At 67.1% G+C, this 21,023-nt stretch carries 20 protein-coding genes; 2 read left to right on the forward strand and 18 right to left on the reverse strand.

Annotated features, from left to right (window positions below):
- Nucleotides 1–38 precede the first annotated feature (38 nt).
- From H0E82_RS17105 to H0E82_RS11800, 6 genes are all read right to left on the reverse strand, one after another.
- Nucleotides 39–584, reverse strand: a complete 546-nt coding sequence (locus H0E82_RS17105) for a restriction endonuclease (RefSeq protein ID WP_180545657.1) — start codon at nucleotides 582–584, stop codon at nucleotides 39–41.
- A 374-nt stretch (nucleotides 585–958) separates the two neighbouring features.
- A complete protein-coding gene (locus H0E82_RS11780) occupies nucleotides 959–1,441 on the reverse strand; it encodes an SMI1/KNR4 family protein (RefSeq protein WP_180545658.1) in 483 nt (160 codons plus the stop codon).
- A gap of 639 nt (nucleotides 1,442–2,080) precedes the next feature.
- Complete coding sequence (locus H0E82_RS11785) at nucleotides 2,081–2,320, reverse strand: hypothetical protein (RefSeq protein WP_180545659.1); 240 nt, start codon at nucleotides 2,318–2,320, stop codon at nucleotides 2,081–2,083.
- A gap of 18 nt (nucleotides 2,321–2,338) precedes the next feature.
- A complete protein-coding gene (locus tag H0E82_RS11790; protein ID WP_180545660.1) occupies nucleotides 2,339–2,824 on the reverse strand; it encodes a hypothetical protein in 486 nt (161 codons plus the stop codon).
- Nucleotides 2,825–3,213: 389 nt separating this feature from the next.
- Nucleotides 3,214–3,621, reverse strand: coding sequence for a DUF4259 domain-containing protein (locus tag H0E82_RS11795; protein WP_180545661.1), 408 nt, complete (start codon nucleotides 3,619–3,621; stop codon nucleotides 3,214–3,216).
- A gap of 70 nt (nucleotides 3,622–3,691) precedes the next feature.
- Nucleotides 3,692–4,123: a hypothetical protein gene (locus H0E82_RS11800; protein ID WP_180545662.1), complete on the reverse strand. Its 432-nt coding sequence runs from the start codon at nucleotides 4,121–4,123 to the stop codon at nucleotides 3,692–3,694.
- Between the two features lie 532 nt (nucleotides 4,124–4,655).
- Between H0E82_RS11800 and H0E82_RS11805 the strand changes: the two genes are divergently transcribed.
- Complete coding sequence (locus tag H0E82_RS11805; protein ID WP_180545663.1) at nucleotides 4,656–5,759, forward strand: integron integrase; 1,104 nt, start codon at nucleotides 4,656–4,658, stop codon at nucleotides 5,757–5,759.
- Here the strand turns inward: H0E82_RS11805 and ilvD are convergent.
- The 12 genes from ilvD to H0E82_RS11865 form a co-directional block, all read right to left on the reverse strand.
- The gene (gene ilvD / locus H0E82_RS11810; RefSeq protein WP_180545664.1) at nucleotides 5,693–7,543 is read right to left on the reverse strand and encodes a dihydroxy-acid dehydratase; all 1,851 of its coding nucleotides are present in this window, start codon (nucleotides 7,541–7,543) and stop codon (nucleotides 5,693–5,695) included. The genes H0E82_RS11805 and ilvD overlap by 67 nt on opposite strands.
- Before the next feature lie 375 nt (nucleotides 7,544–7,918).
- Nucleotides 7,919–9,007 carry a 3-isopropylmalate dehydrogenase gene (gene leuB, locus H0E82_RS11815; protein ID WP_180545665.1) on the reverse strand — a complete coding sequence of 363 codons (1,089 nt, stop codon included), beginning with the start codon at nucleotides 9,005–9,007 and terminating at the stop codon, nucleotides 7,919–7,921.
- Entirely contained in the window at nucleotides 8,997–9,578 is a 582-nt protein-coding gene (leuD, locus tag H0E82_RS11820; RefSeq protein ID WP_180545666.1) for a 3-isopropylmalate dehydratase small subunit, read from the reverse strand. Before leuD ends, leuB begins: the two co-directional genes overlap by 11 nt.
- Nucleotides 9,575–9,802: a hypothetical protein gene (locus H0E82_RS11825; RefSeq protein ID WP_180545667.1), complete on the reverse strand. Its 228-nt coding sequence runs from the start codon at nucleotides 9,800–9,802 to the stop codon at nucleotides 9,575–9,577. The genes leuD and H0E82_RS11825 overlap by 4 nt, the downstream gene beginning before the upstream one ends.
- Nucleotides 9,802–11,229, reverse strand: a complete 1,428-nt coding sequence (gene leuC, locus H0E82_RS11830) for a 3-isopropylmalate dehydratase large subunit (RefSeq protein ID WP_180545668.1) — start codon at nucleotides 11,227–11,229, stop codon at nucleotides 9,802–9,804. Before leuC ends, H0E82_RS11825 begins: the two co-directional genes overlap by 1 nt.
- 141 nt (nucleotides 11,230–11,370) lie before the next feature.
- Nucleotides 11,371–12,936, reverse strand: a complete 1,566-nt coding sequence (locus tag H0E82_RS11835; protein ID WP_180545669.1) for a 2-isopropylmalate synthase — start codon at nucleotides 12,934–12,936, stop codon at nucleotides 11,371–11,373.
- On the reverse strand, nucleotides 12,933–14,099 hold the full coding sequence (locus tag H0E82_RS11840; RefSeq protein ID WP_180545670.1) for a threonine dehydratase: 1,167 nt from the start codon (nucleotides 14,097–14,099) through the stop codon (nucleotides 12,933–12,935). Before H0E82_RS11840 ends, H0E82_RS11835 begins: the two co-directional genes overlap by 4 nt.
- A 7-nt stretch (nucleotides 14,100–14,106) precedes the next feature.
- On the reverse strand, nucleotides 14,107–15,009 hold the full coding sequence (locus H0E82_RS11845; RefSeq protein ID WP_180545671.1) for an aminotransferase class IV: 903 nt from the start codon (nucleotides 15,007–15,009) through the stop codon (nucleotides 14,107–14,109).
- Between the two features lie 157 nt (nucleotides 15,010–15,166).
- The gene (locus H0E82_RS11850) at nucleotides 15,167–15,403 is read right to left on the reverse strand and encodes an ACT domain-containing protein (RefSeq protein WP_180545672.1); all 237 of its coding nucleotides are present in this window, start codon (nucleotides 15,401–15,403) and stop codon (nucleotides 15,167–15,169) included.
- Complete coding sequence (gene ilvG, locus H0E82_RS11855) at nucleotides 15,387–17,156, reverse strand: acetolactate synthase 2 catalytic subunit (RefSeq protein ID WP_180545673.1); 1,770 nt, start codon at nucleotides 17,154–17,156, stop codon at nucleotides 15,387–15,389. Before ilvG ends, H0E82_RS11850 begins: the two co-directional genes overlap by 17 nt.
- Nucleotides 17,156–18,160 carry a ketol-acid reductoisomerase gene (ilvC, locus tag H0E82_RS11860; RefSeq protein ID WP_180545674.1) on the reverse strand — a complete coding sequence of 335 codons (1,005 nt, stop codon included), beginning with the start codon at nucleotides 18,158–18,160 and terminating at the stop codon, nucleotides 17,156–17,158. The genes ilvG and ilvC overlap by 1 nt, the downstream gene beginning before the upstream one ends.
- A 511-nt stretch (nucleotides 18,161–18,671) precedes the next feature.
- Complete coding sequence (locus H0E82_RS11865; RefSeq protein ID WP_180545675.1) at nucleotides 18,672–19,772, reverse strand: DNA topoisomerase IB; 1,101 nt, start codon at nucleotides 19,770–19,772, stop codon at nucleotides 18,672–18,674.
- Between the two features lie 126 nt (nucleotides 19,773–19,898).
- Between H0E82_RS11865 and H0E82_RS16850 the strand changes: the two genes are divergently transcribed.
- A complete protein-coding gene (locus H0E82_RS16850) occupies nucleotides 19,899–21,008 on the forward strand; it encodes a BON domain-containing protein (RefSeq protein WP_180545676.1) in 1,110 nt (369 codons plus the stop codon).
- The last annotated feature ends 15 nt before the right edge of the window (nucleotides 21,009–21,023 follow it).

Raw genomic sequence — 21,023 nt, forward strand, 5'->3', positions numbered from 1 at the left:
AAGCCGACCCGCGAAGCGGGTTCGGCTTGAATGAATTGTTAGGGCTCACTACCGGGAAGCCCCAGTGCCCGGCGAGTGTACTCGACGTGATCCTCGGAGATGAGGCAAATCGACGATCCGTTGTGCCACCAGCCAACGTACTTGGGAATACGAACCCAAGGAGGCGGCGGCGTTGGAGCGCCGGTGCTCCGCGTGAGCCACGAGGAGCCGCCATCTTTTATTTGAATAAGTGCGATTCCATGTGCGTCGGCATACTCGATTGCGCCCGACTGGAACCCGGCCGTAGAGAAAAGCATGCCCTTTTGAGCCCCAACCGACTGCAGCTTGGAGTGAAGCACTTGCACATCTTGTCGTTCGACTTTACGCCGATGGTGCTTGCACTCGACTAGCACCAAGAAACCTGCGCCTAAGGCCTCAAACCGCGCTGTTACGTCAAAGACGTACTCTCCATCCGAGGCAGCGAGTGCATCGAGGTGCCTCGACTCGTAGTTGAGTAGTGTCCCAGCGGCAGCATCCAGAATGCCCTTTACAGCGAGCTCAAACTCTTCTGGAGTGAGACTGGTGGGATGCTCGACAATCGACATGTGAGCCCTAACGCCTGAATTAAGCCGACCCGCGAAGCGGGTTCGGCTTGAATGAATTGTTAGGCATCAGCGACGTCACGGCGCTCTCCCGATAACGGGTCGACGTACCTGTCGCGGAGCTCCGGCACCAACAACACTACTGTCTCACCAATGAACTTCGACGCGTCATCAAACGACATAGCGTCAAGAGTCATCGCCCGAATTTGCAGCAGCGGCTGGGGGAACTGCTGGAGATCTCCATGCATGAACTCAAGGGTTTGAGTTCCAGCAGACCATCGAAGGGTCAGGGCGCTGGTCAGGAGGTCACGTGGATTCATAGGGCCTAACGCCTGAATTAAGCCGCGCTGCGAAGCGGCGTCGGCTTGAATGAATTGTTAGGCCTCATACGTGGTGTCCGGCACCAGGCCCGCGAGGAACGCCGCGAAGGACGGGGCAATTTGCATGTCTTCATCGCACTCAGCGTCTATCCACGCAACCGATGGAGAGTCTCCAGCCCGATAGTCGAGCGTGATCCAATAGTGACCGTCACCAGACAGCAGAACTTGCTTGGGTGGAAGCCCCCACTCTTGCGTCATGTACTCGGTGCTCAAGAGGTTCTGGGCAGTCTCATGCTCTGGCTCAGTGACGATCCCAAACAGATCGTGCAGCGGGACATGGCCCTTGGCCCAACTTGTAGGCTGGGCCATCGGGTGTGCAAATCCCGCTGTGTATCCACCGTTCTGACGTTGAAGTAGAGCAAGGAACTCGGTGGGTAGCCGCACCTCCAAGCGTGACTCGGCAACGGCGACCATCTCATCTGTGAGCCGTGGATGATTGTAGTAGTTCTCTGCCCAGAAGCTTGCAAGATCGATTGGCATGAGGCCTAACGCCTGAATTAAGCCGCGCCGCGAAGCCGCGTCGGCTTGAATGAATTGTTAGGGGGCGTCACGGCTAGTCCCAGCACATCCCACCGACAACGACCCCGGCTTTGACCTCGTTGTAGCACCCGTAAACGTCATGCGTATTGCGCTGGCACGTGCCAGTACCAGCAGCACCGATGACAGCATATGGAGCGGCCTTGCACATGCCCAAGCAGTCGGAGCTGTCCGAACACGCCTTGTTAGCGTCCGCGTACGGAAAAACGCATGCCGGTGCTGCGAACATGCCGACACCTTGAACCTTACCGCCTTGGGCCATGCATTGGGCAGCATCTACTGTTGGACGAGACGTGCATGCGGAGCAGACAAGCGCTGCTGAAAGAAGCATGAGCCACAAGAACCTCACACCAGCCCCCTAACGCCTGAATTAAGCCGCGCCGCGAAGAGGCGTCGGCTTGAATGAATTGTGAGGCGGCGCTGCGCAGATGTGCACCCAGCGACGCCCGACCTGTCCTGTGACGAGCCATGTGATAGCCAACTGGGTCGGCGGAATGAGTACCCACCAGTAATCTGCGAAGAAACCGGACAATGAAAGAATGCTTGCTCCGGTAGCAACACCAGAAGATTCCAAGGACGGCGCTATGAAGATCCCGTACAGCTCAACGGGGAGAAGAACAGCAAACGCGAAAAACGAGAAGACACCGTACGAGAGTGCAGCGCGACAAGAGCAAAGACAACCGGGCGAGGAAACCAAGAGCGATGCCTGTACGCGACAAAGGCCGGCCATATGACCGGAGCAAATGACAGCAGGAAATAGCCAATCGCCACGGCAATCAGGATGACGGTCATGCTCGGGCCAAAGACTTCGAGTGCGTTCATAGCCGCCTAACACCTGAATTAAGCCGCGCCGCGAAGGGGCGTCGGCTTGAATGAATTGTTAGGGCTCATGCCCATGTAGTAAAAGCTACACCTGTAGCCACCATCTTCTGACTCCAAGTTGTTCGAGACGTAAGCTTCATACGCGCCAGGACGGTTGAACACACGCTCGAGCGGTGCCCAAGCGCCCCAAGCTCTTGTCTCAAACGTTGCCGGAACTTCAACGCGTTTGGCGATAGCGAAATCCTCAGGCGTCATTAGCTGTGGCACGCCCGTCGGTGGCAGACCAACAACGAGGAAATACCAGGTGTTGTCCGAGACGCGCCGTACAGCCAACTCTCGGCCATGGTCTGGCGCGAGACTAAGTACTAATTTTCCGCTCGCGGAGAGCGTGGCCGGGGAGCAGGACACGACGCTCTTTTCCTCGCCCCACACGGTTGATGGGTGCTCATCGCGCTCGACAGCCTGGCCTGAGATGAGTACCACGGCCGCGAGGATGCTTTTCATGGGCCCTAACACCTGAGTTAAGCCGCGCCGCGAAGCGGCGTCGGCTTGGACGAATTGTTAGGCGCTACGACCACGATTGTGTCCCCTGACTGCATCTCGAGCTCGTAGCGGCCCGTTTGTGGCTCTCTTAGCTCCAGGACCGACACGGACGGCCCCCATGGCGCCTGCCGAGGCATGACCAATTGCTCCACATTCTCGAAGCGTAGATGGAATGGCTCCGGATGTGTGGGCGAGCCCGCAAAGTCCAGCCAACAGGTGCCCGACGCCCAATCGAGCCGCGCCGAAACCAGCGTCGCGTCATGGAGACTGAAGGGCTGCTCTGTCACGTTTGTAGCGCCTAACGCTTGAATTAAGCCGCGCCGCGAAGCGGCGTCGGCTTGAATGAATTGTTAGACCTGCAGCTTCGATCGCAGGGCCGCAACAGTTGCTTCCCAATCTGAGAGCTCATCCGTCTCCTCCCATAGCTCTCGAAGCTCAGAGTTCTCACCAACGATTCGATCCAAGACTTGCACGGCTTGTTTTATCAAGTCTGGATCAGCGGCTGGACTGACCCGAGCAAGCCATTCAGATAGCTCCTCTTCTTCCTGGGCCGCAGGGGTTGGCCGACCAACTGCCGCCGCTACGATTTCCGCAGCGGCAATAGCTTGGCTGGCGTCTGGTGCTTCAAGGTACTCCTCAGCACCTAGAACGGTAGCGAAGATCTCACGAACTAACGCGAGATCGGAACCGTCAGTGACGTCTGCAAGGAAGTCAGCAGCATCGTCGTTATCAAATGACCCATTTCCCCAAGCCCCCATCTTTCTCTCCCTGCAGGTCTAACGCTTGAATTAAGCCGCGCCACGAAGTGGCGTCGGCTTGAATGAATTGTTAGGCGCCTTGCCCAAGAGCCTCTCCTTCATCGTTGAGAGCTTGCATAATTTCGTGGCCAAGGGTCGCGATTGATTGCATCCTTTCGATGTAACGAGTGAACTGCTCCCCGCGCATTAGAGCAGGAGTTGCCTCCTGATCGAAGTCATGGATAAGCCAGTTGCGCTCGGCCTGAAACGCCTTGACCTTTTGCCAAAGGTCGTCCGGAAGCGGTGCCCTACGCTCGATGTCACCAATGACGTTGCCCATTGCTACCTGAAGGTGCCGCCCGAACTGTGCCTTAGCGTCTTCAACAGAAGCACCACCGTGCAATCGCATGTGAAGCGCAAAGTAGCCAGCCAAGGCGTACTGCACTTTTTGCCCGAACATCACCGCCAAGCCTATACGTCCGCAGAGAGTCTGAAATTCTTTCGGCTCTGGAGGAATGTCCATAGGCGGCTAACGCCTGAATTAAGCCGACCCGCGAAGCGGGTTCGGCTTGAATGAATTGTTAGGCACCGCCCGTCTCCTTTGAAGCGCGAGCGCCAAATAGCAAATACCGACGGTGAGCAGGAGAAGGCCAGGGTACATGGCGCTAATCAGAAGGGACTTGAGCGGGGTGGGCTGACTCTGCGGGCCCCCATGCATAAGCAAGAAGTACCCGAGAGCATGGAGCCCAGAACCCACCCCAATCATTGCTCCGGCAGCCTTGTACCCTCGGAAGGCGATGTAGAACCCTGCCACTGCGATCAGGAGGCTGAATACCTCGATCAAGTAGCTGAGCGATTGAAAGGCGTGCGTAATTGCTTCCATAGGTGCCTAACAACTATTGGACCGCTAAAACGCGGCGTTGCACCGAGTATCGGATATCGACGGCGTGGCGGGAAGAGGGGAAATTCCTACGCTGCATCAACACGTTGGCGGATTCATCGGGCGTTCCCGTAGGGCGGAGGCTGCCTGCGTTATCCGACGAAAAGGCGGGCGTATGAGTTACACCGGCGGAAACGAGGGCGTAACGGATGGGCAGCGGCCGCGTTTACTGGACCAGGTGCGCGCACGCCTACGGGTGAAGCACTACAGCGTGCGCACCGAGCAGGCCTATGTGGCCTGGATCCGGCGCTTCGTGATCGCCAACGGGCGGCGTCACCCGCGTGAGATGGCGCAAACCGAGGTCGAGGCGTTCCTGACCGGGCTTGCTACCGAGGGTCACGTCTCCGCGGGCACCCAGAACCAGGCGCTGGCGGCCTTGCTCTTCCTGTACCGGGAGGTGCTGGAGATCGAGCTGCCGTGGATGGATGGCCTGGTGAGGGCCAGGCGGCCGCGGCGGTTGCCGGTGGTGCTGTCGCGAGAGGAAGTGGCGCGTCTGCTTGTCGCCCTTGAAGGACCGTGCTGGCTGATGGGCAGCCTGCTGTATGGCAGCGGCATGCGGCTGCTCGAATGCCTGCGGCTGCGGATCAAGGATCTCGATACCGCGCGTGGCGAGATCACGGTGCGCGATGGCAAGGGCGGCAAGGACCGGCGTGTTCCGCTGCCGGTGAGCCTGCGACCGGATCTCGAGCGCCAGCGCGAGCATGCGCTCGTGCAGCATGCGACAGATCGTGCCTCCGGTGGCGGGCGGGTCCATCTGCCGCATGCGCTCGCGCGCAAGTATCCCGGTGCGGAGCTCGAACCGGGCTGGCAATACCTGTTTCCGTCGGCGCGCCTGTCGACCGACCCGCGCACCGGGCGCAGCGGCCGGCATCACGTGTCGGAAGAAGTCCTGCAGCGGGCGGTGAAGCGGGCGCGCGTGCGCGCCGGAATTCTCAAGCCCGCCACCTGCCACACATTGCGGCATTCGTTCGCCACGCATCTGCTCGAAGCGGGGCACGACATTCGCACGGTGCAGGAACTGCTTGGGCACAAGGATGTCGCAACAACGCAGATCTATACCCATGTGCTTGGCCGCGGTGCGTCCACGGTCGCGAGCCCGCTGGACAGGCTGCTCGCTGCCGGGGGCGTTGAGCCCGCCGGGCGATCTTGCGCTCAGTCGCCCAGCAGCGCGCGGTCGCGCACCGCGCCCTTGTCGGCGCTGGTGGCGAGCAGCGCATAGGCCTTCAGCGCGGTGCTGATCCGACGCGGACGCACGCGTTCGGGTTTCCAGCCGCGCGCTTGCTGTGCGTCGTGGCGTGCGGCGAGTTCCGCGTCGTCGACCAGCAGCACGATCGAGCGCGCCGGAATGTCGATGCGAATGCGGTCGCCGTCGCGCACCAACGCAATCGCGCCGCCCGCCGCCGCTTCGGGTGACACATGCCCGATCGACAGGCCGGACGTGCCGCCGGAAAAGCGGCCATCGGTCAGCAACGCGCATTGCGCCCCCAGGCCCTTGGATTTCAGATAGCTGGTCGGATACAGCATCTCCTGCATGCCGGGGCCGCCCTTGGGGCCTTCGTAGCGGATCACGACCACCTCGCCCGGCTGCACGACGTCGTCGAGGATGCCGGCGACGGCGTCCTCCTGGCTTTCGAAGACGCGCGCCGGGCCCTCGAAGACGTGGATCGCCGCCTCCACACCGGCGGTCTTGACCACGCAGCCGTCGGCGGCGAGGTTGCCGGTGAGCACGGCGAGGCCGCCTTCGGCCGAGTAGGCGTTCGCGACGTCGCGGATGCAGCCGCACGCGCGATCGGCGTCGAGGCTGTCCCAGCGGGTCGCCTGGCTGAAGGCGGTCTGCGTCGGGATGCCGGCCGGGCCGGCGCGGAAGAAGGTGTGCACCGCGGCGTCGTCGGTCGCATCGATGTCCCAGGCGGCGATCGCGTCGGCCAGCGTGCGCGCGTGCACGGTCGCCACACCGGTGTGCAGCAGGCCGCCACGCGCGAGCGCGCCCAGGATCGCCGGAATGCCGCCGGCGCGGTGCACGTCCTCGACGTGGTAGTCGGGCGAGTTCGGCGCCACCTTGCACAGCTGCGGCACGCGGCGCGAGAGGCGGTCGATATCGGCCATCGTGAAGTCGACCTCCGCTTCCTGCGCGGCCGCCAGCAGGTGCAGGATCGTATTGGTCGAACCGCCCATCGCGATGTCGAGCGTCATCGCATTCTCGAATGCCTCGAACGTGGCGATGCCACGCGGCAGCGCGGCCGGATCTTCGGCGCCGTACCAGCGGTGGCAGAGTTCGACCACGGTGCGGCCAGCGCGCAGGAACAGCTGTTCGCGATCGGCATGCGTCGCCAGCAGCGTGCCATTGCCGGGCAGCGACAGGCCCAGCGCCTCGGTCAGGCAGTTCATCGAATTCGCGGTGAACATGCCCGAACACGAGCCGCAGGTCGGGCAGGCACTGCGTTCGACGGCGGCGACCTGTTCGTCGCTCGCGCCCGGGTCCGCCGCCAGCACCATCGCGTCGACGAGATCGAGCTTGCGCCCCGCGTCGCCATTCGCGAGCCGGGTCTTGCCCGCTTCCATCGGGCCGCCGGAGACGAACACCACCGGCACGTTGAGCCGCAGCGCCGCCATCAGCATACCGGGCGTGATCTTGTCGCAGTTGGAAATGCACACCAGCGCGTCGGCGCAGTGCGCGTTGACCATGTACTCCACGGCGTCGGCGATCAGCTCGCGGCTCGGCAGCGAATACAGCATGCCGTCGTGGCCCATCGCGATGCCGTCATCGACGGCGATGGTGTTGAACTCCTTGGCCACACCGCCGACGCGCTCGATCTCGCGCGCCACCAGCTGGCCCATGTCCTTGAGGTGTACGTGGCCGGGCACGAACTGGGTGAACGAGTTGGCGACCGCGACGATGGGCTTGTAGAAGTCACCATCGGTCATGCCGGTCGCGCGCCACAGGGCGCGGGCGCCGGCCATGTTGCGGCCGAAGGTGGAGGTTCTGGAGCGGTAGTCGGGCATTCGGACACTCGGGGCGGTGGGCGCGGGTGATCGGCGACACGTCTAGCGGTGAGCGCAGTCTGGGCGTTTTGAACACGCCCGTGGTCTCCGCAAAGGCGCGATTCCTGCGCTCTTAAGCGATTGAAGCAGAACGCACTGGATTAAACAGCCGTTCGGCCCTTGAAACAAAATCATCCGCTTTCGCAGGAATGACGCGCAGGAGCGGACGCACGCAGACGTTCCCGAGAGCGAAGACGCGGACAGACCCGTCTTCCGCACGGTCCGGACGCGCTGCCTGCGCGGGAGCGACGATGCGCCGGTGGTCCCGGCCGGACGCGACCTGCACTGAAGCGGTCAGCGGAACAGCGGAGCCCGGCGCGGCTGCGGTCATGGCACTCAATCCCGCAGCTCGGCGACCTGGCAGGTCGTCTCGATCCGCTCCAGCACCGCAGCCGTGACCTCGCGTGTCGAGCGTGCGTCGCCGCCGGCCGCGAGGTCCGCGCTGAACACGCCGTCCTCCAGCGCGGAATCGACCGCCTGCTCGATGCAGCCCGCCTCCATCGACAGCCCCAGCGAGTAGCGCAGCAACAAGGCCGCACTGAGGATCGTGCCGTAGGGATTGGCGATGCCCTGGCCGGCGATGTCGGGCGCGGAGCCGTGGATCGGCTCGTACATTCCCACGCTGCCATCACCGAGCGACGCCGACGGCAGCAGGCCCAGCGAGCCGGCCAGCATCGAGGCCTCGTCGGTGAGGATGTCGCCGAACATGTTCTCGGTCACGATGACGTCGAATGCGCGCGGCTTGGACAGCAGATGCATCGCCATCGAGTCGACCAGCTGGTGTTCCAGCGTGATGTCCGGGAATTCGTCGCGGGCGATGCGCGTGGCGACGTCGCGCCACAGTCGCGAGGTTTCCAGCACGTTGGCCTTGTCGACCGAGGTCACGTGGCCGCGGCGGCCGCGCGCCAGCAGGCAGGCCCGGCGCACGACGCGCTCAATCTCGGCGACGGTGTAGGAGCACAGGTCGCTGGCGGACGTTTCGGTGCGCGTGCGCTCGCCGAAGTAGATGCCACCGGTGAGCTCGCGCACGACCAGCAGGTCGACGCCGGCCAGCAGATGCGGCTTGATCGGCGAGGCGCCGATGGCGGCACTGTGCGGGCGGGTCGGGCGCAGGTTGGCGTACAGGCCCAGGGCCTTGCGGATCGCCAGCAGGCCCTGTTCGGGCCGGACGGCGGCATTCGGATCGGACCATTTCGGCCCGCCCACGGCGCCCAGCAGCACCGCATCGGCATCGCGCGCCGCGGCGAGCGTGGCATCGGGCAGCGGCGTGCCGGTGGCGTCGATCGCGGCGCCGCCGATCAGGTGCTCGTGCAGCGTGAACCGGTGGCTGTAGCGTCGCGCGACCGCCTGCAGCACGTCGACGGCGGCGGCGGTGACCTCGGGGCCGATGCCGTCGCCCGGCAATACGACGATGTCAGCGTGCATGGTGGCGTTCCTCGTAGCGTTGGATGTCGGCGCCGCGCGCCAGCAGATAACCCATTTCGTCGACGCCTTCGAGCAGGCAGGTGCGCGCGAACGCGTCGAGCGGGAAGGCGTGGACGGTGCCGCCCGGCGTGCGCAGTTCACGGGCGACGATGTCGATCTCGAGCACGTCGTCGGGCCGCGCCATCAGCGCCTCCACATCGGCCTCGGGCAGCACGATCGGCAGCAGGCCGTTCTTCAGTGCGTTGCCCCGGAAGATGTCGGCGATCTCGCTGCTGACGATCGCGCGCAGGCCCAGGTCGCGCAGCGCCCAGGGCGCATGTTCGCGCGACGAGCCGCAACCGAAGTTGCGCCCGGCGATCAGGATCTCGCGCCCGGCGTTGTGCGCCTGGTTGAACGCGAACGCCGGATTCGGCGCGCCGTCCTCGCGCCAGCGCCAGTCGTTGAACGCGTAGCGGCCCAGCCCCTGACGCTCGGTGGTCGACAGGAAGCGCGCGGGAATGATCTGGTCGGTGTCGATATTGGTCTCGCGCAGCACCACGCTGGCCGAGACGATGGAGGTGAAAGCGGTCATGCGCAGCGCTCCAGGCGGGGTGACGCCACGCGGTGGAACGCGTCACCGGAGGGGCCTCGCACCGGGCACTTCGCGCTGACCACGTCCGTCGTCCCTGCGGATACGGAAACCCGGCCCCACTCCTGCGCTGTCAGCAGTCTCGCGCTGCGATCCTGTGTGCAGTGGATCGCATCCTCGCGCGCATCCAAAGCGCCGGTCGACGGGTGACCATTGAAGATCGCCATCACGCCACCTCCCTGCGGTCGTCGGACAGCTCGCGCGGATCAGCAACAACACCGCGGATCGCGGCCCACGCCGCCGTCATTGGCGAGGCCAGCAGCGTGCGCGAGCCCGGCCCCTGTCGGCCTTCGAAATTGCGGTTGCTGGTGCTGACGGCGAGCTGGCCCGGCGCGACCAGATCGCCGTTCATCGCGATGCACATCGAGCACCCGGGCTCGCGCCACTCGGCGCCGGCCGCGCGCACGATGGTGTCGATGCCTTCGGCCTCGGCCGCGCGCTTGACGATCTCCGAGCCCGGCACGACGAGCATGCGCACATGCGACGCGACGCGCCGGTCACGCAGCACCTGCGCCACCTCGCGCATGTCGCCGAGCCGACCGTTGGTGCACGAGCCGACGAACACGACGTCGACGCGCGTGCCGGCCAGGGTGTCGCCGGCGCGCAGCTGCATGTAGTCGAGACCCTTCTGCGCGGCGACGTCGGCGGCCGCGGGAATCGGCACGTCGACGCCGATCGCGGTCCCCGGGTGCGTGCCCCAGGTCAGCGTGGGGCGGATGTCGGCCGCATCGATGTGGACCTCGACGTCGAAGCGCGCGCCGGCGTCGCTGCGCAGCCTGCGCCAGTGCGCGACGGCAGCGTCGAACTCGGCCCCCTTCGGGCCGCGCGGCGTGCGCGCGATCCAGTCGAATGTGGTGGCATCGGGCGCCACCATGCCCGCGCGCGCGCCGGCTTCGATCGACATGTTGCACAGGGTCATGCGCTGCTCCATGTCCATCGCGTCGATGGTCGAGCCGCGGTACTCGATGACGTGGCCGGTGCCGCCGTTGACGCCGATGACACCGATCGCATGCAGGATCACGTCCTTCGCGCCGACGCCGGGGGCCAGCGCGCCGTCGACGGTGATCGCCATCGTCTTCGCCTTGCGCTGCAGCAGGCATTGCGTGGCCAGCACGTTGCCGACCTCGCTGGTGCCGATGCCGAAGGCCAGCGCGCCGAACGCGCCGTGGGTCGACGTGTGGCTGTCGCCGCAGACGATGGTCATGCCAGGCAGCGTGAAGCCCTGCTCGGGGGCGATGACGTGCACGATGCCGCGCTGGTCCGAGGCCATGTCGAACAATTCGATGCCGAACTCGGCGCAGTTCGCGGCCAGCATGTCGACCTGTGCGCGCGCCGCCTCGTTCGCGTACGGAAGACGGCCGTCGGCGTCGGCGGGCAGCGTGGGCGTGGAGTGGTCCATCGTCGCCTTGGTGCGGTCCGGGCGACGCGGCGCGAGGCCGCGCTCGCGCAGCGCGGTGAAGGCCTGCGGCGAGGTGACCTCGTGGATCAGGTGCAGGTCGATGTACAGCATCGCCGGCGCGGCGTCGCTTTCGGGCACGACCACGTGGGCGTCCCACAGTTTGTCGAACAGGGTTTTCGGTGGAGTGGTGGTCATCTGGATGCGGGTCGTGTGTAGGAGCGCGCTCGCGCGCGATGGGGCGTGACCTGTGGAGCGCACTCGCGCGCGAGCGCGCTCCTACAGAGGGATGCGGTCCGGCGCGTACGTACTCGCGCACCGGCATATCGAAGCGGCCGATCAGGCATGCGCCGCCGCCCGCTGCGTGCCGGGCGCGGCGTCGGCGCGGCGTCGCAGGATGCGGTTGGCGACGTCGAGCCAGGCGAGCGCACTCGCTTCAATGATGTCGCGGCTGGTGCCGGTGCCGTCGTAGGCGTCGCTCGCGCCGGTGCCGTCGTCGTGGCGGACGCTGAGGTTGGCTTCGCCGCGCGCATCGCGACCGATACCGACGCTGTGCACCTGGTAGCTGTCCAGTGCCAGCTCGACACCGGTGGCCGCGGCCAGCGCTGCGAACAGCGCATCGACCGGCCCGTCGCCCAGCGCGCTCTCGCTGACCGTGTTGCCGGCAGGATCCGACAGTTCGACCTGCGCGCTGGCGCGCTGGCCACGATCGCTGACGGTCATCGATGCCAGACGCCAACCCTGGCCGTCGACATCGCCGTGCATCAGCGCTTCGAGGTCGTCGTCGTCGACCACGCGCTGCTGCTCGCACAGCGCCTTGAACGCCGAAAAAATCGGGTCGATCTGGTCGTCCTCCAGCGTGTAGCCCAGCGCGCGCAGCCGGTGCGAGACCGCCGCGCGACCGCTGTGCCGGCCGAGCACGAGTTTCGAATCGGGCCAGCCGACATCCGACGGATTCATGATTTCGTAGGTGCCCCGATGCCGCAGCATGCCGTGCTGGTGGATGCCCGATTCGTGGGCGAATGCGTTCTCGCCGACGATCGCCTTGTTGCGCTGCACGCCCATGCCGGTCAGGCGGCGCAGCAGCTGGGAGGTGGGCACCAGCAGGCGGGTGTCGAGCGCGGTGTCGAGCTGGTAGAACGCCTGCCGGACCTTCAGCGCCATCGCCAGTTCCTCGACGGCGCAGTTGCCGGCGCGCTCGCCGATGCCGTTGACCGTGCACTCGACCTGACGCGCACCGCCTTCGATCGCGGCCAGAGAATTGGCGACGGCCAGGCCCAGGTCGTTGTGGCAGTGCGCGCTGAACACCACGTCGCGTGCGCCGGGAACCGTCGCGATCAGCCGCTGGAACAATGCGCGCATCTCGTCGGGCGTGGTGTAGCCGAGCGTGTCGGGCACGTTGATCGTGGTCGCGCCATTGGCGATCGCCGCGGTGATCACCTCGACGAGAAAATCCTCCTCGGTGCGGGTGCCGTCCTCGGTCGAAAACTCCACGTCGTCCACCAGCCGGCGCGCGTGGGCGACGCTGCTCGCGGTCATGTCCAGCACCTGCTCGCGGCTCATGCGCAGCTTGTGCTCACGGTGCAGCGGGCTGGTGGAGACGAACACGTGCAGACGCGGATTCGCGGTGCCCTCGAGCGCGCGCACCGAGGCCTCGATGTCGGCCGGCAGGCAGCGCGACAGCACCGCCAGCGTGGGGCGGCGCACCTCGCGTGCGATCAGGCGCGCGGCCTCGCGATCGGATTCTGAGCTGGCAGGAAAGCCGGTTTCGATGATGTCGACGCCCAGCGCATCGAGCGCACGCGCCATCACCACTTTCTGCTGCGGCGACATGCTGCAGCCGGGCGATTGCTCGCCGTCGCGCAGGGTGGTGTCAAAGATTCGGATGGTGTCGGGTGAACTCATGCGGGAACGTCCTCGGGAATGCGGTGCGGCGTGCGGTCGGTCGTGCGGGAAGGCGGTGTCGGCGACCGAAGTCGCGGCTCACCGCCGGCCGCTGCCGACGAGGTGCGCGGGGGGAGATCGTTGCGCCGGCGCGGCACCGCCACCGGCACGACCGACGCCGGCACGCGCGTGGCCTCGGAGTCGCGCACGCGGCGACGCGGCTTGCGCGGCGGGCGCGGACGCACGTCCGACAGCAGCCGCGCCAGCACGCCGGCATCGACGTTTCCGCCCGACACCACGGCGACCTTGCGCTTGCCGGCCACACGGCGCCCGGCGGCCAGCGCCAGCGCGCCGGCGCCTTCGGCGATCACGTGTTCTTCCAACGCGAGGCGCACCAGCGTCTCGCGCAACTCGGCCTCGCGGACGATGACGATATCGTCGAGCAGGTCCGCCAGCAGGTCGCGGGTGATGTGGCCGGCGTCCTTGACCCGCACACCATCGGCCAGCGTGGCGGCGGGATCGAACGGACTGTCGTCGCCGCGCAGCACCCGCGCCATCGCGTCCACGCCCTCGACCTGCGCGCCGATGATGCGCACCCCTTGCGATTTCAGCGCCAGCGCAACGCCCGAGGCCAGGCCGCCGCCACCGATCGGCACGATGACCACGTCCGGGGTCAGACGCGATGCGATCTCCAGCCCCACCGTGCCCTGGCCGGCGATCACGTCGACATCATCGAACGCCGGCAGCAGACGGAAGCCGTTCTGCGCGGCCAGTTCGGCAGCGAAGGCCTTGGCTTCGTCGTAGGTCTCGCCGTGCAGGCGCACGGTTGCGCCCCAGTGCGCGACGCCGGCGACCTTGGTGTCCGGAGCGGTCTTCGGCATCACCGTGATCGCCGGCACGCCCAGCCGGTAGGCGGCCCAGGCCAGGCCCTGGGCGTGGTTGCCGGCCGAGGCGGTGATGACCATGCGGTCGTCACCGCGTTCGCGCGCGGCCAGCAGCGCGTTCAATGCGCCACGCACCTTGTAGGAGCCGGTGCGCTGCAGGTTTTCCAGTTTCAGCCAGCAACCGAAGCGCTCGGCGTAGTGCAGCGGCGTGACCTCGAGATAGCGACGCAGCCGCGCCTGGGCCGCCAGCACATCGCTGGCGGTGACACGGGGGGTGCGGCGTACGTCGGAATCCGTCATGGCAGGGTCAGACCGCCGTCAACCAGCCGCGCTGCGTTTCGGACTCGCCGCGCACCACGCGTGCATACAGCGCCGCCAGCTCGCGGGTCACCGGGTTGTCGCCGTAGCGGCGGTCCTCGACCGCGTGCACCGGCGCGACTTCGGCCGCGGTGCCGCAGGCGAACACCTCGTCGGCGTCGCGCAGTTCCGCGATGGTGACGGCGCGTGCCTCGGCGCCGGTCAAGGCGATCAGGGTGTCGCGGGTGATGCCGGGCAGCGCATCGCGGTGCGTGACCGACGTGACCCGTCCGCTCTTGACCAGGAACACGTTGGCGCCGGTGCACTCGACAACGAAGCCGTCGGCATCGGTGAACAAGGCCTCGTCGAAGCCGCGTGCCTTGCTCTCGCGCTTGGCCAGGATCGAATTGATGTAGGCGCCGCAGAGTTTGAGCGGCGGCAGCGAATCGGCCGGATTGCGCCGCCACGTGCTGATGCCCAGGCGCGCGCGCGCGCCGTTGAGATGCACCTGGGTGGCCGTGGTCGCGACCATCAGGTGTTCGGTGTGGCCTTCGACATCGAGTCCGAAGCCACCCTCGCCGAACCATGCCAGTGGACGGATATAGGCATCGCGGTGGCGGTTCGCGCGCAGCGTGGCCAGCACGGCCTCGGTGGCGACAGCCGGATCGAAGGCCATCCCCAGCAGCGCCGCGCCCTGGCGCATACGCTCCATGTGCTCGGGCAGGCGGAACACCGCGGCGCCGTCGGCGGTGGCGTAGGCACGGATGCCTTCGAACACGCCGCTGCCGTAGTGCATCGCATGCGTGGTCAGCCCGGCCTGCAGCGCATCGATGTCGCACAGCGCGCCGTCGAACCACGCCTGGGGTCGGGGCGCATGGGCGGCTTCGGTGATGGGGGTGACGGTGGCGCTCATGGGCCTGGGGCCCGATCGGAAGCGGAGCTGCGAGTGCTGCGGATCCGCGTGGCTGGAGGGTCAGCGGGGCGTGACACCATGCGTGATCGAGGCGGATGTCCCGTGGTGCCCGCTTCATGGGCGGCACCAACGGATCGCGCTGGGCAGCCCGTCATCGTCAGGCGCACGGCTGCACCTCCACCGACAGGCAGTCGTAGAGCTTGGCCAGCTGGCCCTGCAGCGCCACCGGCGCGCGATCGCTCTCCACCGTCATGCGCAGCTGCCAGCGGTCGCCCCCGTCGGGCGCCGCGCCCTCGAAGGCCAGCGGACGAAAGCCGCGACGCTCGGTGGTACCCAGCACGCGGACCAGCGCGCCTTCGGCGCGGCGCAGGGTCATCTCAAACTGGTAGCGCATGGGGCGGTTCCTCGGATGCGGCGGTGGCCGGTGCAGGCGATGCGTCGGGCGGTGGGCCGATGTCGAGCGAGCTCACCTCGTCGGCATCGAGCATCTGCGCGTTGTTGTGGTTGGGCGGCACCAGCGGCCAGACGTTGGCGGCGGTGTCGATGGCGACGTGCAGCAGGGCCGGGCCGTCGGCGGCCAGCAACGCGGCGAGTGCGGCTTCGACGTCGGCGGCCTTGTCGACCGACATGGCCTGGATGCCGAACGCGCGCGCGACCTCGGCGAAATCCGGGTTGTCGGACAGGTCGATCTCGGAATAGCGCCGCTCGAAGAACAGCTCCTGCCACTGCCGCACCATGCCCAGCGCCTGGTTGTCGAGCAGCACGATCTTCACCGGCAGGCGGTAGCGTCGCAGCGTCGCCAGCTCCTGCACGTTCATCAGGAACGAGCCGTCGCCGCTGACGCAGACCACGCGCCGCGACGGGTCTTCCATCTGCGCGCCGATCGCGGCCGGCAGGCCGAAGCCCATCGCGCCGAGGGCGCCGCTGGTCAGGTGCTTGCGCGGATGGCCGAAGCGCCAGTGCTGCGCTACCCACATCTGGTGCTGGCCGACGTCGCAGGCGACGGTCGCATCGGGTGCCAGTTCACTCAGGCGCTTCAGCAGCGCAGGTGCGAACACCGTGTCGCCGGGCGCGTCGTAGCGTGCGGCGAACCGCGTGCGACGCTGGTCGCACAGCGCGCGCCAGGCGTCGCGCGCGGCGGCGTGGCGTCCGCTCATCTGCGCCGCGCACGGCGCGGCGAGGCGCGACAGGCTGGCGGCGACATCGCCGCAGACCGACACATCGGCTGCACGCAGCTTGCCGATCTCGCAGCCGTCACCGTCGAGATGCACGATGCGCGCGTGTGGCGCGAATTCGCCCAGCTTGCCGGTCGCGCGGTCATCGAAGCGCGCGCCGACGACGATCAGCAGATCCGATTCCTGCACCGCCAGGTTCGCCGCGCGTGTGCCGTGCATGCCCAGCATGCCGAGGTTGGCCGGGTGCGCCGGTGGCAGCGCGCCCAGCGCGCGCAGCGTCAGCACGGTCGGGATCCGGGTCAGATCCGCGAACTCGCGAAACGCGTCCAGCGCGTCGCCGAGGATGATGCCGCCGCCGGCGTAGACCACCGGCCGCTCGGCCTGCGAGATCACCGCGGCCGCCTGGTGCAGCGCATGGTCCTCGCAGCCCGGCATCGTGTCGGCCTGCGAGGGCACGTGCGCGTGCAGATGCGCGGCGGCGCCGATCTGCACGTCCTTGGGCAGGTCGATCAGCACCGGGCCGGGCCGGCCCGAGCGCGCGATGCGGAATGCCTCGGCGACGACGCGCGGCAGCTCGTCGACGTGGCGCACGAGGAAGCTGTGCTTGACGATCGGCAGCGTCAGGCCGAACACGTCCAGTTCCTGGAAGGCATCGGTGCCCATCAGCGGCGTCGCCACCTGGCCGGTGATGACCACCATCGGCACCGAATCCAGCATCGCATCGGCGATGCCGGTCACCAGGTTCGAGGCGCCCGGCCCCGAGGTCGCCACGCACACACCGACGCGCCCGCTGGCCCGTGCGAACCCGTTCGCGGCGAACGCCGCGCCCTGTTCGTGGCGGACCAGTACGTGCTTCAGCGACGCGCCGTGCAGCGCGTCGTAGAACGGCATGATCGCGCCGCCCGGATACCCGAAGATCGTGTCGACACCTTCGGCCTCCAGGGCCTGCACCAGCCAGCGGGCGCCGTTCATCAGGCGGCCTCTTTCCGTGGATCGGCTGTGGCGGCCTTCGCATCCGCCTCCGCATTGAGCCAGACCATCTTGGCGCGCAGCTCGCGGCCGACCTGCTCGATCGGATGATCGAAGTCGGCCTGCTTGTATTTGTTGTAGTTCGGCAGGCCGGCTTCGTACTCGGCCACCCAGTTCTTGGTGAAGGTGCCGTTCTGGATGTCGGTCAGCACGTCCTTCATGCGCGCCTTGACGCTGGCGTCGATGACGCGCGGTCCGCTGACGTAATCGCCGTACTGCGCGGTCTCGGACACGAACTCCAGCATCCGGGTGATGCCGCCTTCGTAGAACAGGTCGACGATCAGCTTCAGCTCGTGCAGCACTTCGTAGTACGCGATCTCGGGCTGGTAGCCGGCTTCGACCAGCGTCTCGAAGCCCGCCTGCACCAGCGACGATGCACCGCCGCACAGCACGGCCTGTTCGCCGAACAGATCGGTCTCGGTCTCTTCCTTGAACGTGGTCCTGATGATGTTCGCGCGCGCGCCGCCGAGGCCCCCGGCATAGGTCAGCGCCAGCTGCTCGGCATGGCCGCTGGGGTCCTGATGCACGGCGTAGATGCACGGCACGCCGCGGCCGATCTCGTACTCGCGGCGTACCAGCGCGCCCGGACCCTTGGGCGCGACCAGCACCACATCGAGATCGGCGCGCGGCGCGATCATCTCGAAATGCACGTTGAGCCCGTGCGCGAACAGCAGGCAGGCGCCCTGCTTCATGTGCGGCGCCAGCACGTCGGCATAGAGCTGCTTCTGCACCATGTCGGGGGTGAGCACCGCGACCAGATCGGCGTCGGCGACGGCTTCGGCGGGCGGCTTGGCGATGAAGCCGTCGGCCCTGGCCTTCTGCTCGGTCGGGCCGCCGGGGCGCAGGCCGACGGTGACGTCGAAGCCGGAATCACGCAGGTTCAACGCGTGCGCGCGGCCCTGGCTGCCGTAGCCGACGATGGCGATGGTGGGTCTGGATCCGGTCATGGGCATCGATGTCCTGTAAGAGTGCGGCGGCGCCGCGCGTGGCATGGAGCGATGGGGGGCGCGTGCGGGGTTGGCTCGGGTCAAGGGTGGGAAGGGGGGTGCACGCCGGAGGAGGGAGCAAACGAAAAAACCCCGCGCCTCTCGGCACGGGGTTCGGTTCTTTCGACCTTGGGTTCTGCGTCTAGCGGTTACGCAATCCCCATCCCCGTGCCAGTGAGGCCGGTAATAAGGAGTACGGGAAGGAGGACCGCGACCAGCGGCATGCGATGCGCCGACACGAGGGCGGTGCCGGCGTGCGGAGCGGTGTGGTCGCGGGTGCTGCGCTGCGTCATGACGCCGAGAACATCATGCGCGTCATGGCGTGTCAACAGTTACATCCACAACGATCGGGGAGGCGGACGACGTGCTCGCAGGCTCGCGCGAGTAGGCACGCCACCGCCTCGCAGACCCGTGGTCAGGAATCGTGCGTTACCGGCGTCTCGCTTCGCCGACGCGCATGCGCCGCCGGCGGTCAACGCGCCGCTCCACGCGTCCGGGGCGTGCGGTGGGCGCGGCGCAGGAGTTTGAGGCACGCGCTCTCCCATTGCCGGGCGCCGCGCGCATTGGCTGCAGTGCGCTGCAGGCGACCGTCGCGCCAGGCCGCGTAGAGCACCGGATCGATATAGGCCTTGCGGCAGACCGACACCGTATTGCCGAGCGCGTCGGCCACGTCCGCCACGACGATCTTCTCCTGCACCGCCAGTGCACGCTCGCTCGGCTCGCCGCCTTGCCGGCCTTCGGGCAGAGGCATCGCGGCGAAGCGTCGGAACGCCATCAGGGTGCCGCCCCAGGTGCGGAAATCCTTGGCGGTGAACGGGCCGCCCATCGCGTCGCGCAGATAGTCGTTGACCATCCCCGAGTCGATGCCGTGCCGCTCGCCGTCCTCGTCCAGATACTGGAACAGTGCCTGTCCGGGCAACTGCTGCACGGTGCGCACCATGCGGCACAGTCGGGCGTCGTCGAGCACGATCTCGTGGTCCTGCCCGCTCTTGCCGCGGAACTTCAGACGGGCGCGCCCCGAACGCGCGAGTTCGAAATGGCGGTTGCGCAACGTGGTGAGCCCGAACGATCCGTTGGCGCGCGTATAGCTGTCGTTGCCCACGCGCACGAAGGTCTGCGCCATCAGCGACACCACGATCGCCAGCACCTTGTCGCGCTCCAGCCCCGGCCGCTTGAGGTCGCGGCGCAGGACGCGGCGCAACCGAGGCAGCGCGCTGCCGAAGGCCACGATGCGGTCGAACTTGCCGTCGCCGCGCACCTCGGCCCAGTCCGGGTGATACCGGTACTGCTTGCGACCACGCGCGTCACGGCCGGTTGCCTGAAGATGGCCGTCGGCTCGCGCGCAGATCCAGACGTCGGTGTAGGCGGGCGGAACCGCCAGGCGCCGCGCGCGTTCGAGCGTCTCGGGGTCGCGGACCACTCGACCATCCGCGTCGCGATAGGAGAAATGCTTGCCAGCCCGCACGCGGCGCAGACCGGGCTCGGCATCGCTCACCCAGCGAAGACCCGCGAGGCGGGCCACCTGGACCGGATCGTCCCGACCGGTCATCTCGCTTGAAATCGGTTTCGGCATTGCCGGGAGATAGCAATGCGCCGATCACCGGTTCGTGAACGGCGTGGCGGCCCAGAGCGCGGTTTCACCCGCCTGGCACGACGCGGGACGGAGACTCCAGGTCACATCTATGACCGAGAGTCACCCATGAATACTTCGCGTTTTTCCAAGTCGCTTCTTTCCGCCGCGATCGCCGGCTCGCTGGTCTTCGCAGGCGCCGCGTTCGCGCAGCAGGCCGATCGCGCCGATCGCACGACGGCCGCGCAGACCGAGTCGGAACGGCCGATGTCCGACGCGTGGATCACCACGAAGGTGAAGGCCGCCCTTCTCGCCGAGCGCGATGTGTCCGGGCTCGACATCACCGTCGAGACGGCGAACGGGACGGTCAGCTTGTCCGGGGACGCCGAGACGCGGGCCCAGATCGACCGTGCCACTGCCGTTGCCCGCGAGATCGAAGGTGTCCGTTCGGTCGATGCGAAGCAGCTTGTGGTCGGTACCTCGCGTGACCGGAACGCGCGCGCCGCGAGTGGCGAGCGCGCCGGTCATGGGGCCGCGCAGCCCAATCGCAACGCCGCCGCGACGGACGCCGGACGCATGAGCTCCGATCGCAACGACCGGTCGGATCGCACGACGGCCGCGCAGACCGAGTCGGAACGGCCGATGTCCGACGCGTGGATCACCACGAAGGTGAAGGCCGCCCTCCTCGCCGAGCGCGATGTGTCCGGGCTCGACATCACCGTCGAGACGGCGAACGGGACGGTCAGCCTGTCCGGGGACGTCGAGACGCGGGCCCAGATCGACCGTGCCACGGCCGTTGCCCGCGAGATCGAAGGTGTCCGTTCGGTCGATGCGAAGCAGCTCGTGGTCGGTACCTCGCGTGACCGGAACGCGCGCGCCGCGAGTGGCGAGCGCGCCGGTCACGGGGCCACGCAGCCCAATCGCAATGCCGCCGCGACGGACGCCGGACGCATGAGCTCCGATCGCAACGACCGGTCGGATCGCACGACCGCTGCGAATACCGAGTCGCAACAGCCGGTGTCCGACACCTGGATCACCACCAAGGTGAAGGCCGCGCTGCTCGCCGAGAGCGACGTGTCGGGACTCGACATCACGGTCGAGACCGCCAATGGCACGGTGAGCCTGTCGGGCGACGTCGAGAACCGGACGCAGATCGAGCGCGCCACCTCGATCGCCCGCGGAATCGAAGGTGTGCGCACCGTCGACGCCAAGCAGCTGAAGGTCGGCGCCCAGCGTTGATCGCATGACCGGCCT

The sequence above is a fragment of the Luteimonas deserti genome (genome assembly GCF_013425765.1).
GTDB lineage: Bacteria > Pseudomonadota > Gammaproteobacteria > Xanthomonadales > Xanthomonadaceae > Luteimonas > Luteimonas deserti.

Excerpts from the sequence above, each read along its gene's own strand:
- leuD (WP_180545666.1), bottom strand. The coding sequence starts at position 9,578 with ATGACCGCTTTCACCTCCATCGTCTCGGCCAGCGTGGTGCTGCGCGAG.
- ilvD (WP_180545664.1), bottom strand. The coding sequence starts at position 7,543 with ATGCCCGACTACCGCTCCAGAACCTCCACCTTCGGCCGCAACATGGCC.
- H0E82_RS11795 (WP_180545661.1), bottom strand. The coding sequence starts at position 3,621 with ATGGGGGCTTGGGGAAATGGGTCATTTGATAACGACGATGCTGCTGAC.
- H0E82_RS11805 (WP_180545663.1), top strand. The coding sequence starts at position 4,656 with ATGAGTTACACCGGCGGAAACGAGGGCGTAACGGATGGGCAGCGGCCG.
- H0E82_RS11840 (WP_180545670.1), bottom strand. The coding sequence starts at position 14,099 with ATGACGGATTCCGACGTACGCCGCACCCCCCGTGTCACCGCCAGCGAT.
- H0E82_RS11850 (WP_180545672.1), bottom strand. The coding sequence starts at position 15,403 with ATGCGCTACCAGTTTGAGATGACCCTGCGCCGCGCCGAAGGCGCGCTG.
- ilvG (WP_180545673.1), bottom strand. The coding sequence starts at position 17,156 with ATGAACGGCGCCCGCTGGCTGGTGCAGGCCCTGGAGGCCGAAGGTGTC.
- H0E82_RS16850 (WP_180545676.1), top strand. The coding sequence starts at position 19,899 with ATGAATACTTCGCGTTTTTCCAAGTCGCTTCTTTCCGCCGCGATCGCC.
- H0E82_RS11865 (WP_180545675.1), bottom strand. The coding sequence starts at position 19,772 with ATGCCGAAACCGATTTCAAGCGAGATGACCGGTCGGGACGATCCGGTC.
- H0E82_RS11785 (WP_180545659.1), bottom strand. The coding sequence starts at position 2,320 with ATGAACGCACTCGAAGTCTTTGGCCCGAGCATGACCGTCATCCTGATT.
- H0E82_RS11780 (WP_180545658.1), bottom strand. The coding sequence starts at position 1,441 with ATGCCAATCGATCTTGCAAGCTTCTGGGCAGAGAACTACTACAATCAT.
- leuB (WP_180545665.1), bottom strand. The coding sequence starts at position 9,007 with ATGCACGCTGACATCGTCGTATTGCCGGGCGACGGCATCGGCCCCGAG.
- leuC (WP_180545668.1), bottom strand. The coding sequence starts at position 11,229 with ATGACCACCACTCCACCGAAAACCCTGTTCGACAAACTGTGGGACGCC.
- H0E82_RS11790 (WP_180545660.1), bottom strand. The coding sequence starts at position 2,824 with ATGAAAAGCATCCTCGCGGCCGTGGTACTCATCTCAGGCCAGGCTGTC.
- ilvC (WP_180545674.1), bottom strand. The coding sequence starts at position 18,160 with ATGACCGGATCCAGACCCACCATCGCCATCGTCGGCTACGGCAGCCAG.
- H0E82_RS11825 (WP_180545667.1), bottom strand. The coding sequence starts at position 9,802 with ATGGCGATCTTCAATGGTCACCCGTCGACCGGCGCTTTGGATGCGCGC.
- H0E82_RS17105 (WP_180545657.1), bottom strand. The coding sequence starts at position 584 with ATGTCGATTGTCGAGCATCCCACCAGTCTCACTCCAGAAGAGTTTGAG.
- H0E82_RS11800 (WP_180545662.1), bottom strand. The coding sequence starts at position 4,123 with ATGGACATTCCTCCAGAGCCGAAAGAATTTCAGACTCTCTGCGGACGT.
- H0E82_RS11835 (WP_180545669.1), bottom strand. The coding sequence starts at position 12,936 with ATGAGTTCACCCGACACCATCCGAATCTTTGACACCACCCTGCGCGAC.
- H0E82_RS11845 (WP_180545671.1), bottom strand. The coding sequence starts at position 15,009 with ATGAGCGCCACCGTCACCCCCATCACCGAAGCCGCCCATGCGCCCCGA.